This is a genomic window from Serratia sp. G204Y (genome assembly GCF_051172435.1).
GTDB lineage: Bacteria > Pseudomonadota > Gammaproteobacteria > Enterobacterales > Enterobacteriaceae > Serratia > Serratia sarumanii.
The window spans coordinates 197,263-209,552 of the sequence record NZ_JBPIZA010000003.1 but is presented as its reverse complement, the minus strand read 5'-3'; the positions used below and the strand labels follow the sequence as shown (position 1 = coordinate 209,552).

12 protein-coding genes are annotated in these 12,290 nt (G+C 61.3%); 4 read left to right on the top strand and 8 right to left on the bottom strand.

Annotation, left to right across the window (positions count from 1 at the left end; translation table 11 throughout):
• The first annotated feature begins 129 nt into the window (after positions 1-129).
• Positions 130-600, top strand: a complete 471-nt coding sequence (locus ACSBQQ_RS17995) for a thioesterase family protein (RefSeq protein ID WP_033636656.1) — start codon at positions 130-132, stop codon at positions 598-600.
• A gap of 65 nt (positions 601-665) precedes the next feature.
• The gene (gene rarD, locus ACSBQQ_RS17990) at positions 666-1,553 is read left to right on the top strand and encodes an EamA family transporter RarD (RefSeq protein WP_033636655.1); all 888 of its coding nucleotides are present in this window, start codon (positions 666-668) and stop codon (positions 1,551-1,553) included.
• 16 nt (positions 1,554-1,569) lie between these two features.
• Here the strand turns inward: rarD and corA are convergent, their stop codons facing one another.
• Positions 1,570-2,520 carry a magnesium/cobalt transporter CorA gene (corA, locus tag ACSBQQ_RS17985; protein ID WP_004934262.1) on the bottom strand — a complete coding sequence of 317 codons (951 nt, stop codon included), beginning with the start codon at positions 2,518-2,520 and terminating at the stop codon, positions 1,570-1,572.
• Positions 2,521-2,965: 445 nt separating this feature from the next.
• Here corA and ACSBQQ_RS17980 point away from each other — a divergent pair, with 445 nt between their 5' ends.
• Entirely contained in the window at positions 2,966-3,439 is a 474-nt protein-coding gene (locus tag ACSBQQ_RS17980; protein WP_033636654.1) for a WbuC family cupin fold metalloprotein, read from the top strand.
• 46 nt (positions 3,440-3,485) lie between these two features.
• On the opposite strand, the gene uvrD is transcribed toward ACSBQQ_RS17980, so the two are convergent.
• From uvrD to lptM, 6 genes are all read right to left on the bottom strand, one after another.
• Positions 3,486-5,648, bottom strand: coding sequence for a DNA helicase II (uvrD, locus tag ACSBQQ_RS17975; RefSeq protein WP_033649640.1), 2,163 nt, complete (start codon positions 5,646-5,648; stop codon positions 3,486-3,488).
• Positions 5,649-5,726: 78 nt separating this feature from the next.
• Positions 5,727-6,443, bottom strand: coding sequence for a 5-amino-6-(5-phospho-D-ribitylamino)uracil phosphatase YigB (gene yigB, locus ACSBQQ_RS17970; RefSeq protein WP_033649639.1), 717 nt, complete (start codon positions 6,441-6,443; stop codon positions 5,727-5,729).
• Positions 6,443-7,354 (bottom strand): tyrosine recombinase XerC, encoded by a 912-nt coding sequence (gene xerC / locus ACSBQQ_RS17965; protein WP_060429084.1) that lies wholly within the window; start codon positions 7,352-7,354, stop codon positions 6,443-6,445. The genes yigB and xerC overlap by 1 nt, the downstream gene beginning before the upstream one ends.
• Positions 7,351-8,064, bottom strand: coding sequence for a DUF484 domain-containing protein (locus ACSBQQ_RS17960; RefSeq protein ID WP_033636652.1), 714 nt, complete (start codon positions 8,062-8,064; stop codon positions 7,351-7,353). Before ACSBQQ_RS17960 ends, xerC begins: the two co-directional genes overlap by 4 nt.
• Entirely contained in the window at positions 8,061-8,885 is an 825-nt protein-coding gene (gene dapF / locus ACSBQQ_RS17955; RefSeq protein WP_004934244.1) for a diaminopimelate epimerase, read from the bottom strand. The genes ACSBQQ_RS17960 and dapF overlap by 4 nt, the downstream gene beginning before the upstream one ends.
• 71 nt (positions 8,886-8,956) lie before the next feature.
• On the bottom strand, positions 8,957-9,163 hold the full coding sequence (lptM, locus tag ACSBQQ_RS17950; RefSeq protein WP_004934241.1) for an LPS translocon maturation chaperone LptM: 207 nt from the start codon (positions 9,161-9,163) through the stop codon (positions 8,957-8,959).
• Positions 9,164-9,241: 78 nt separating this feature from the next.
• Here lptM and cyaY point away from each other — a divergent pair, with 78 nt between their 5' ends.
• Positions 9,242-9,562, top strand: coding sequence for an iron donor protein CyaY (cyaY, locus tag ACSBQQ_RS17945; protein ID WP_015376263.1), 321 nt, complete (start codon positions 9,242-9,244; stop codon positions 9,560-9,562).
• Positions 9,563-9,598: 36 nt separating this feature from the next.
• Here the strand turns inward: cyaY and ACSBQQ_RS17940 are convergent, their stop codons facing one another.
• The gene (locus ACSBQQ_RS17940) at positions 9,599-12,151 is read right to left on the bottom strand and encodes a class I adenylate cyclase (protein WP_019452546.1); all 2,553 of its coding nucleotides are present in this window, start codon (positions 12,149-12,151) and stop codon (positions 9,599-9,601) included.
• Between the last annotated feature and the right edge of the window lie 139 nt (positions 12,152-12,290).

Below are 12,290 nucleotides of genomic sequence, written 5' to 3'. Positions count from 1 at the left end.
CCGCAGCGCAGGCCGGTTTTATTGGAATAGTCTGGAAAGCAACAAAGGTTAAGCATAAAATCAACATTCCATTAACCTGGACTGACCAGTTAGCTCCCTTAAAACGCAAAAGAAAAACGGAAACCCGCTATGTCGACCACACCACTGACCCTGGAAGCCGCCCGCCGCAAGATCGGCGAAATCTTTGTCTACCACATGCCGTTCAACCGCGAGCTTGGCCTGGAGCTGCGCCGCTTCGACGATGATTACGTCGAGCTGAGCTTCACCAACCAGCGCAAGCTGGTGGGCAACGCCGCACAGGAAATTCTGCACGGCGGCGTGATCGCCGCGGTGCTCGACGTCGCCGCCGGGCTGGCCTGCGCCGGCGGGGTGCTGACGCGCATGGAGCCGCTGATCGAAGAAGAGATCGCCGCCAAACTGTCGCGCATGGGCACCATCGATCTGCGCGTCGACTACCTGCGCCCCGGCCGCGGCGAACACTTCGTCGCCTCCGCCAGCGTGCTGCGCAGCGGCAATAAGGTCGCCGTCGCGCGCGTAGAACTGCATAACCACGACGGCCTGCATATCGCGACCGCGACCGCCACCTATCTGGTCGGCTGATGATTGTGTGCGGTGGGCGTCTTCAGTACACTCACCGCATCTTACGTTCCCCACCGAGTGACGTCATGGACGCAAAGCAAACGCGTCAGGGCATTTTCTTCGCCCTGGCCGCCTATTTTATGTGGGGCATCGCCCCGGCCTATTTCAAACTGATTCAGCAAGTATCCGCGGACGAGATCCTTACCCACCGGATCATCTGGTCGTTTTTCTTCATGCTGGCGCTGATCACGCTGGGCCGCAACTGGCCGAAAGTGCGCGCCGCCTGCCAAAATCGCAAACGGCTGCTGCTGCTGGCGGTCACCGCGCTGTTGATCGGCGGCAACTGGCTGCTGTTCATCTGGGCGGTGAACAACCACCATATGCTGGAAGCCAGCCTGGGCTACTTCATCAACCCGCTGGTTAACGTGCTGTTGGGGATGCTGTTTCTCGGCGAGCGCTTTCGCCGCATGCAGTGGGTGGCGGTGGCGCTGGCGTTCACCGGGGTGCTGGTGCAGCTCTGGCAGTTCGGTTCGTTGCCGATCATCGGTCTGGGGCTGGCGTTCAGCTTCGCCTTCTACGGCCTGCTGCGCAAGAAAATCGCCATCGACGCCCAGACCGGCATGCTGATCGAAACGCTGTGGCTGCTGCCGGTGGCGGCGGCCTATCTGTTCCTGTTCGCCGACAGCCCCACCAGCCACCTGAGCGCCAACCCGTGGTCGCTGAACCTGCTGCTGGTCGCCGCCGGCATCGTCACCACCGTGCCGCTGCTGTGCTTCACCGCGGCGGCCACCCGGCTGCGCCTGTCGACGCTCGGTTTCTTCCAGTATCTCGGCCCGACGCTGATGTTCTTGCTGGCGATCACCTTCTACGGCGAAACCGTCGGCCAGGACAAACTGGTGACCTTCGGCTTTATCTGGGCGGCGCTGATCCTGTTCACCCTCGACGCGCTCTACACCCAGCGCAAGCTGCGCTGAGCCCGGCGCCGCCGGGTTACAGCCAGTTCTTGCGCTTGAAGTACAGGTAAGGGGCCAGACCGGCCAGGATCATCAAGGTGATGGCGCCCGGGTAGCCGAACGACCATTTCAGCTCCGGCATGAATTCGAAGTTCATGCCGTAGCTGGAGGCCACCAGCGTCGGCGGCAGGAACACCACCGACACCACCGAGAAGATCTTGATGATGCGGTTCTGCTCGATGTTGATGAAGCCCATCGCCGCCTGCATCAGGAAGTTCACCTTCTGGAACAGCGATTCGTTGTGCGGCAGCAGGGATTCGATGTCGCGCAGCACTTCACGCGCCTGCTCCAGCTGGCCGGTCGGCAAACGCGCCTTGCGCACCAGGAAGTTGAGCGCGCGCTGGGTATCCATCAGACACAAACGCACCTTCCAGCCGATATCTTCCAGCTCCGCCAGCGTCGATAGCGCGGCGTCGTATTCATCGCCCTGATGCCCTTCCATGATCACCCGGCTGAGCTGTTCCAGATCGCTGTAGATGTTCTCTATCTCGTCCGCCAGCTGTTCAATCTTGGTTTCGAACAGATCCAGCAGCAGTTCGTAGGCGTTGCCTTCGAGCATGGTCTGGTTGCGGGCGCGCATGCGGTACAGACGAAACGCCGGCAGTTCACGCTCGCGCAAGGTATACAGGCGGCCGTCGCGGATGGTGAACGCCACCGTGGAGTTGCCGGCGTGATCTTCCGCATCTTCAAAGTAGAAGAAGGAGTGGATATGCAGACCGTCTTCATCTTCGAAGAAACGGGCGGAGGCTTCGATGTCGTCCAGTTCGGGACGCGTCGCCAGACTTTGTCCCAGCTCATTCTGCACGCGCTCACGCTCGCCCTCTTCCGGCTCGACCAGATCAACCCACAGCGATGACGTGAGATCATCCGAGTCGTCCAGCTCCAGACGGGACAAGCGGCGGTTATCTAATTTAAAAGCGCTCAGCATGTGCCAAAACTCCGTGAAGGTAACGGGTGCGGACAACGCGTTGAAGCACAGAAACAGAGGGGATGCGTATCACCGATTTGTTTCAGACCATGAAGAGATCTGACTCATAGCGACGCTTTGCGGGGTCGCCGACAACCACGAAGGCTATCAGCAAAAACGGAGAGCCTTAGAAGTTATACCTGCGGCGCAGGTCAGTGAGCCAGTATCTACTGGGTGTGTCCAAGGCGTCTGTCCTCAATGATAATAGTGCGCGCATGTTACGCCGAGAAGAAAAAGCCTGTCAACACGTTAGGCGGGATAATTGCGCAACAAATCATCACGATGTTCAATGGCAAAAATGGCGCCTAAACCGTACTGAAAAAGTCGCGGCGATCGCTTACCGCCACCAAGAATGTTGCTAAGATGACATCACCCTAATGGTACGACAAGCATGCGGATTTAAACGATGAAACAGATTACCGCCCATGAACTGACCGCGATGAGCGAACAGGCCGCCAGCGTGCCCCGCCTGCGCGCGCACCGCACCTTACACGAAGAGTTGAGCGACCCGGTGCAACGCCTGGCGATCGCCATGGAACCCGGCACCTATATCCGCCCGCACCGTCACCCGCAAACCTGGGAACTGCTGACGCCGCTGCGCGGCCGTTTTGTCGTGCTGCAGTTCAACGATGACGGCGTCGTAACGCAACGCACCCTGCTCGGCGAAGAAACCAAAGTGCTGGAGATGCCGGCATTTACCTGGCATGCGGTGTTGTCGGTCGATGCCGGCGGCGTAGTGTTCGAAGTGAAGCAGGGCCCGTATCAGGCGTTGACCGAAGAGGACTGCATGCCGTGGGCGCCGCAGGAAGGCGGTGAAGGCACCGAAGCGGTGATGCGCTGGTATGCCACCGCGCAGGTCGGCGATCGCTACCCTCACTGATCCTGAACGATTGCAGGGGCTGCCCCCTGCAACGCGCCCCTCTCTTTTATACCGTTTCCAGGCGAGCGTAGGCCGCCACCAGCCACTTGATGCCCTCGCCCGGGAAGGCGATCTGCAGCCGGCTGTGCTCGCCACTGCCCTCCAGATTGACGATGGTGCCTTCGCCAAACTTGGGATGGCGCACGCGCTGGCCCAGCTTGTAACCGGTATCGTTCTCGCTGATCGGCGTGCCCATGCGGCGGTGATTGACCGGGCGCGATACGCTGGCGCGCAGGCGCACTTCTTCCACGCACTCTTCCGGCAGTTCGCCGATAAAGCGCGACGGCCGGTGGTAAACCTCTTTGCCATACAGACGGCGCGTTTCGGCATAGGTCAGCGTCAGCTTCTGCATGGCGCGCGTTACGCCCACATAGGCCAGGCGGCGCTCCTCCTCCAGACGGCCGCCTTCATCCAGCGACATCTGGCTCGGGAACATGCCCTCTTCCATGCCGACGATAAACACCAGCGGGAACTCCAGCCCCTTGGCCGAGTGCAGGGTCATCAGCTGCACCGCGTCCTGATAGGCGTCGGCCTGGCCTTCGCCCGCTTCCAGCGCCGCATGCGACAGGAACGCCTGCAGCGGCATCAGATCCTGATCTTCGTCCTGATAGCTGAACTGGCGCGTCGCCGTCACCAATTCCTCAAGGTTTTCGATGCGCGCCTGCCCCTTTTCGCCTTTCTCCTGCTCATACATGATGAACAGCCCGGAATCGCGGATCACCCGGTCGGTCTGCACGTGCAGCGGCATGTCGGCGGTTTCGTGCGCCAGCGACTCCACCAGTTCGATAAAGCGCTGCAGCGCCGACGCAGCGCGGCCGGCCAACACCTTGTCCTGCATCAGCTCACGCGTCGCCTGCCACAGCGTCAGCTGGCGATCGCGCGCCGCCTGGCGCACCACGTCGAGGGTGCGATCGCCGATGCCGCGCGTCGGGGTGTTGACCACGCGCTCGAAGGCTGCGTCGTCGTTGCGGTTGGAAATGAGGCGCAGGTAGGCCAGCGCATCCTTGATTTCCTGGCGTTCGAAGAAGCGCTGGCCGCCGTAGATGCGGTACGGCATCGCCGTCTGCAGCAGCGCCTCTTCCAGCACGCGCGACTGGGCGTTGCTGCGGTACAGGATGGCGCAGTCGTTCAGCGCGCCGCCGTTGTCCTGCCAGGTCTTGATGCGGTTGACCACGAAGCGCGCTTCGTCGAGTTCGTTGAAGGCGCAGTAGATGGAGATCGGTTCGCCTTCGCCGCCTTCGGTCCACAGGTTTTTGCCCATGCGCCCGTCGTTGTTGGCGATCAGGGTGTTGGCCGCTTTCAGGATGTTGCTGGTGGAACGGTAGTTCTGCTCCAGGCGGATGGTTTCCGCGCCGGGGAAATCTTTCAGGAAGCGCTGGATGTTTTCCACCTGCGCGCCGCGCCAGCCGTAGATCGACTGGTCATCGTCGCCGACGATCATCACGTTGCTGTTGCCGCCCGCCAGCAAACGGATCCAGGCGTACTGGATGCTGTTGGTATCCTGGAATTCGTCCACCAGCACGTTGGTGAAACGTTCGCGGTAGTGGTTGAGGATATGCGGCTTGTTCAGCCACAGCTCGTGCGCGCGCAGCAGCAGCTCGGCGAAATCCACCAGCCCCGCGCGATCGCAGGCTTCCTGATAGGCCTGGTAGATGCGCAGCCAGGTGGCCTCTACCGGGTTGTTGTAGGTCTCGACGTGCTGCGGGCGCAGACCCTCGTCTTTCTTGCCGTTGATGTACCACATCGCCTGACGCGGCGGCCACTGCTTCTCGTCGACGTTCAGCGCCTTGATGATGCGCTTGAGCAGCCGCAGCTGGTCGTCGCTGTCGAGGATCTGGAAATCCTGCGGCAGGTTGGCTTCCAGGTGGTGGGCGCGCAACAGACGATGCGCCAGGCCGTGGAAGGTACCGATCCACATGCCGCCCTGGCTGGTGCCGATCAGATGTTCGATACGGTGGCGCATTTCCGCCGCCGCCTTGTTGGTGAAGGTCACCGCCATGATCGAATACGGCGAGCAGTTCTCCACCGACAGCAGCCAGGCGATGCGATGCACCAGCACCCGCGTCTTGCCGCTGCCCGCTCCGGCCAGAACCAACAGGTTGCTGCGCGGCGCCGCCACGGCTTCACGTTGTTTTTCATTCAGGCTGTCGAGCAGATCGGAGACGTCCATAGGCACCACTAATGGTTAAGGGAAAACCCGCCGCTGACGGGTTTTTCACTGGAAATTTATACAGAGTTCTGGCAGGGATTATAACAATGCTGTCAGCGATGCCAACTGCGAAATCTCAATATGCGGCAGCAGGCGGCTGTCGGCGGCCTGCATCAGGCAGCGTTGCCGATCGTTGATCCAACAGGCCTGCAGCCCCGCGCGCAGCGCGCCGGCGACGTCGGTGGTCAGATCGTCGCCCACGTGCAGGATCTGCTCGGGCGCCACGCCCAGCCGCTCGACGGCCAGGTGATACATGTCCTGATACGGCTTGGCGCGCCCGTCCGGCCCGGAGCGCAACACGAACTGGAAATAACCGTCCAGGCCGCACTGCGCCGGATCGGCGTTGCCGTTGGTGATCGCCACCAGCGGGTAGCGCGCGGCCAGCGCCTTCAGCGTGGCGTGGGTCGCTTGCGGCACCTCGATGCGGCTGCGCCACAGCGCGAAGTTTTGCATGGCCGCATCGGCCCCGATCGCCGCGTCGGCATCGCGCAGCCCCTGCCGGCTCAGCGCCAGATGAATGGCGCGCCAGCGCCACTGGGTGACGTCGTGGTAGATCTCCGGATCCTGCTCGCGCAGCTCCTGGCGCAGGCGGTGGAAATCCGCCGACTGGAAGCTGTTCAGACCGGGGTGGTAGCTCTGCAGGAAGGCCACCGACTGTTGTTCGGTTTGCCGGATCACCGGGCGATTGTCATACAGCGTGTCGTCCAGATCGAAAGTCAGCGCCGCCAGCGGGCGCAGCGGGCGATAAAAATGCATCAGGATTTCCCCCGTTTGGCGCGCGGATGCGCGGCATCGTACACGTTCGCCAGATGTTGAAAGTCGAGGTGGGTATAAATTTGCGTGGTGGTCAGGTTGGCGTGGCCGAGCAGCTCCTGCACCGCGCGCAGATCGCCGCTGGACTCCAGCATGTGAGTGGCGAAGGAATGGCGCAGCTTGTGCGGGTGAATATGGCTGTTGACGCCCTGTTTCACGCCCCATTCGGCGAAGCGCTTTTGCACGTTGCGCGTCGAGATGCGCCGCCCCTGATTGGACAGGAACATCGCGTCATCGTCCGGTCCGAACAGATCGCGCATCGCCAGCCAGTGTTCCAGCCAGGTGACGGCGGTGCGCCCGATCGGCAATTTGCGCTCTTTACTGCCTTTCCCCATCACCCACACCTCGCCGGCCGCCATATCGACATGGCGGCAATCCAGCCCCACCAGTTCGGAGAGGCGCAGACCGGCGCCGTACATCACCTCCAGCATGGCGCGATCGCGCACCGCCAGCGGATCGTTGAGATCGATCTCCAGCAGCTGGTTCATTTCATCGACGTCGATGTTTTTCGGCAGATGGCGGCCGCTGCGCGGCGTGCGGATGCCTTTGGCGGGGTTGGCGTGCAATACGCCCTGGCTGACCAGCCAGTCGAGGAAACTGCGCAATGAAGAAAGCCGCAGCGCCAGGCTGGCGGACTGCAGGCCGGCGCGTTTGCTGCGCGCCGCCAGCATGCGCACCCGGGCGGCGTCCAGCGCCGCCCAGTCGGTGACGCCGATCTCCTGCGCCAGGCGCATCAGCGCCGCCAGCTGGCGCGAATAGCTAAGCTGCGTCAGCGGGCTGAGTTGCCGTTCTACCTTGAGATAACGCAGAAAAGCGTCCACCGGCTGCTGCAGGCTGGGCGCAATCGGCGTCATGCGCGTTCGACCCAGCGTTCCAGCAGCGCCGGCAGCATGCGCGCCAGTTGATTGAGCATCACCGTGCCCATGCCCTGCTGATAGTGTTGCGTATCGCGGCTGCTGAAGATCACCATGCCCAGTTCGCCGTCGTCGCCCAGCATCGACAGCGCCACCGAGCCAATCTGGCCAATCTGTTTGGCCTGCGGCAACAGCAGCAGCAGTTCGGGGCCGTTCAGGCCGCCGAGGTAATGTTGTTCGCTGCCCAGCCGCTGAATGCGAAACGGCTCGAACGCCGAACGCGTCAGCGCCAGATGGGTGAAATCGGAAGGCGCGCCGATCTTCCAGCGCTCGGCGAACAGGCGCACCGTGGCGCCGGCCAAACCAAAACCGCGCGCCCAGCGCTGCAGCCGGTTGAGCATGTCCTGCAGGCTGTCGGCGGTGGCCAGATCGGCCTGCAGGTGCAACAACCGGGCGAACAGCCCTTCGTTGGCGCTGGCCTGCTCCATCAGCAGCGTGATCTCTTCTTCCAGCCGCTCGATGTGATTGCGCTGGCGGGCCAGATGCCATTCCACCAGCGAAACGGTGCCGCGCACCGGGTGCGGCACGCGCATCTGCTCAACCTGGCGCGCGTTGCGAATAAAGAAATCCGGGTTCTGCAGCAGGTACTGCATCACGGTGTCGTCATCCAGCGCCAGGCCGGCGACGCTCTGTTCTTCTACGCTTTTCATAGATGAATAAATCCGTCATAGACATGGGTTGCCGGGCCGGTCATAAACAGCGGGTTGCCCGGCCCTTTCCAGCGAATATGCAGGCTGCCGCCCGGCAGTTCTACATGCACCTCTTCTGACAGCAATTCCTGTTGGATCCCCACCGCCACCGCCGCACAGGCGCCGCTGCCGCAGGCCTGCGTTTCGCCGGCGCCGCGCTCGTAAACGCGCAGCTTGATATGATCGCGGCTGACCACCTGCATAAAACCGATGTTGGCCCGTTCCGGGAAGCGCTCATGCCCTTCCAGCACCGGCCCGAGCAGCTCCACCTTGGCGGTTTTTACATCGTCCACCTGCAAAACACAATGCGGGTTGCCCATCGACACCACGCCGCACAGCACGGTGTGTTCCGCCGCGCGCATGATGTAGGTCTTTTCCGCCTTGGCGGCGCGGAACGGCACCGCCTGCGGATCGAAATTAGGCTCGCCCATGTTGACGCACACCAGATCGTCGTCGGTGACGCTGAGCACCATGCGCCCGGTTTGGGTGCTGACGCGGATGTCGCGTTTGTTGGTCAGCCCTTTCAGCCGCACAAAGCGCGCGAAGCAGCGCGCGCCGTTGCCGCACTGCGCCACTTCGCTGCCGTCGGCGTTGAAAATTCGGTAGTGAAAATCCAGCTCGGGATCGTAAGGCGGTTCTACCACCAGCATCTGGTCAAAGCCGACGCCCAGGTGCCGATCGGCCAGCCGGCGGATCAGCTCAGGTGAAAAATAGACATTCTGTGTAACGGCATCGACCACCATAAAGTCGTTGCCCAGACCGTGCATTTTGGAGAACTGCATATCATACTCCGCTATCTGGACGCGCTATCCGTCTTGATTTTACGGCGGCGCTCGCCACCGCAAACAGGGTGTTACTGGTCGACCATCGACGGTTTTTGCTGAGAGCCAGACTGCTCCTGCTGGTTCTTTTGCACCTGATCGCCCGTTTGCACCGGCGGCTTGGCCGGTTTTTGGCTGGCGGGGTCGGCAGGCGGGAAGTAAAGCGGGCCTTTCAGACCACAGCCGGCGAGGCCGGTAACCAGAACGGCCATCAGCGCATAGCGTAGTTGTTTTTTCATTTGCATTAATGCCTGTAATTCATGCGTCCAAGGTCTCTATAATCGCAGGTGGATCATGAAAAGCAATAGGAATTGAATATGAACGACAGCGAGTTTCACCAGTTGGCCGACCAGCTGATGCTGAATATTGAAGAGACACTGGACGATTTTGACGGCGATGCGGACATCGATTACGAAACCAATGGCGGCGTAATGACGCTGAGCTTCGAAAACGGCACCAAAATCGTCATCAACCGCCAGGAGCCGCTGCACCAGGTGTGGCTCGCCACCAAGGCCGGCGGTTACCACTTCAACTACCGCGACGGCGTTTGGCTATGCGATCGCAGCGGGCAGCCGTTTTACCAGCTGCTCAGCGAAGCGGCCAGCGCGCAGGCCGGCGAGGAATTGCGTTTTTCCTGAGGCTAAGCAGGGCTCGGCAACCGAGCCCTTGCGGCGTCAATGCAGCTGGAACTGCTGTTTCAGCGGCTGCGCGGCGCCGTCGGCCACCGTCACGCACAGGCTGGACAGCACGTTGCTGCGGAACGGGATCACCTGCGTGCGCCCGTCGAGCTGCACGATCTGATAGAACTGCGGCAGGTTGAAGTTGATGAAGCTGGAGCCGTAGGTGAAGCGATCGTGCGAGGATGAATAGAAGCGGCTGACGTCGCGCACCAGCTCCTCTTTACTGCCCTCGCAGTGGTGATACACCTCCACCCGATTCGACTCGTCCAGAATATAGATGTTGAAGCCCTTGTCGTCTGAGGTGTCTTCGAAGAAGAACTGGATGATCCCCTCGCTGGCGAAGCCGTCCACCACCGGCGGCAAATGCACCTGATCGGTTTCCACCTTGATAGACAGGCCGTGCAGCTTGTTGTTGGATATGGCGCCGTAAAACTCCACCGCGTTCTCCAGCTTTTGCACCGATACGCTCAGGCGCTCGAAGAACAGCCCCCAGGTCTGCCCGGCGACGCGCACCGCCTTGAAGCGGCCAGGCTCCAGGCGGGTGCTGGACAGGCGTAGCTCGATGCACTCCGACACCAGCTGCTGGATACGGGTGCGGATCAGGCCGCGCAGGTGCTGGCTGTAGCAGAACACTTCCACCGACTCCGGCGGCGCGGCGTCCTGGTGCATTTTGCCGAGAATGGTTTTCAGCGCTTCCAGCACCGACTGCTCGCCGCTGAAATGCAGGGTGCGCACTTCGTTCCAGGAGTTGCGGTACAGCAGATCGATGCTGCCTACCAGGCACTGCTGCTGCTGGCCGAAGCTGAACACGTCCAGCTTGCGGAAATCGAAATGCACCACCTGATTGCGGAAGGCGGCGGTCGGATCGTTTTCCAGGTTGACGATGATCGCCAGATGGCGAATTTCGCACGGGCTGTACAGCGCTTTCGGCGTCGGCGCCGGCAGGCGCAGCGGGAAGTGATGGGAAACGTCGGCCACCAGCTCCTGCAGCTTGGCGGTGTCGCACAGGTTGCCGCTCTTGATGTGCAGGCGGGTCTGCGGCGTCAGCAGGCCGTTGAAATAGGCCCAGGCCACCAGCTTGTTCAGGTAGCGGTTATATTCCAGCGGCTGATGGCTGACAATAGAATCCATGGCCGGCGCCTGATTATACAGGTACCAGCCGGTGCGGTTGGCGCGGCCAACCGGCACGTGAATAAAGGTTAAGTCGTTTTCCGACAGGTCCGGCGAAATCTGCGGGTTCACCAGCGTCACCTTGCCGGGCAGCGCTTCGAACGCCGCGTACAGTTTGCGGGTCAGCACGCCGATATCCTGCGGGCTGGCGCTGACGCTGAGGTTGTTGCGGCGGGCGAAACGGATCAGGTTGCGGTAGCTCTGCATCATCGCGTCGAGCAGCTCGTTATGCGCTTCGCGCACCCGTTCGATTTTCCAGTTGGCGCGGTTGTCCAGCATCGCCAGACGCTCTTCGCTCCAGCCCCATTCGCTGACCAGCTGGCTGAGGATCTCGCGCCGCCAGCCGACGCAGGCCTTGGCCAACGACAGCTTTTCACACACTTTCAGGTAGAAACAGCGGCGGGCCAGATCGAGGCGGGTGGTGTCGTTGATGTCGGTCAGGTAGCGGGTGACGCGCTCGAGCATCATGCAGTAGGCGTCGAGCCCGAAGCTGACGATCTCGCCCTGATGCAGGCGATGTTTGATGTCCGTCGCCAGCAGTTGGGTATTGGGGTATTCCCAGGAATAGGCTTCCAGCAGCAGGGTCTTCAGCACCGCCTTGTAAGGCGAATCGATGCTCTTGTACAGCTGCCACAGGCTGGCGCCGAAGTACTCTTCCGCCGACAGCGAACTCAGGCCGCCAAGATCCAGCCACTCGTTCGGCGTCAGCGCGCCCTGCGCGTACAGCGACAGCACGTATTCATCGTAGTGCGCTTCTTCTTCGCCCGGCACCATGTTCCACAGGATGCGCTTGCCGGCCAGGCGCACCGCGGTGCGGTAGAATTCGTCGAGCAACAGGATATGCTGCGTCGAGCCGCAGTCTTCGCCGCCCAGGCTGCCGCTTTCATTATGGCGGAAGCGGTTTTCGTCGATCAGGAAGAAGCTGACTTCCACCCCCATCGAGGCGGCCCACTTCTCAAGCAGGCTGCATTTTTGCTGCAGGCGGGTGCGTTCTTCGTTGTCCAGCCAGGACTGGTGGCAGACCCAGATGTCGAGATCCGAGCTGCAGCTTTGGCCGATAGACGAGGTGCTGCCCATCGAATAGACGCCGGTGATCGGCAGCTCGCCGCTGGCCGGTTTGTCAAACGGGCTGCCCCATTTGTCTTCTAAATCGTTCAGGTAATCTTGTTGAGTTTCATCAGGCGTGTAGAGGCAAATGCCGTGGGGAACGTTACCGTTCAGGTAACCCGGCATCAGCGGGTGGTGGTGGTGCAGTAAGGTGGGCAGCAGACTGTATACCCGTTGAAACGCGGGCTTCATAGCCGCCAGGGCGCGATCGACGCGTAGCTGATTGATCGCATCCAGTCTCTGCTTCAATGTCTCGATGTAGAGGTACAAGACGTCTCGCCTGATTATCCCGGTGTTTAGAAAAAAACCCGTATTCCATAAGCGCCGTTAGTGTAAGAAGAATATTTGGCGACTTATTGCTGGAAACGTGATCAATTTAACACCTTGCTGATTGACCGTAAAGGAGGTA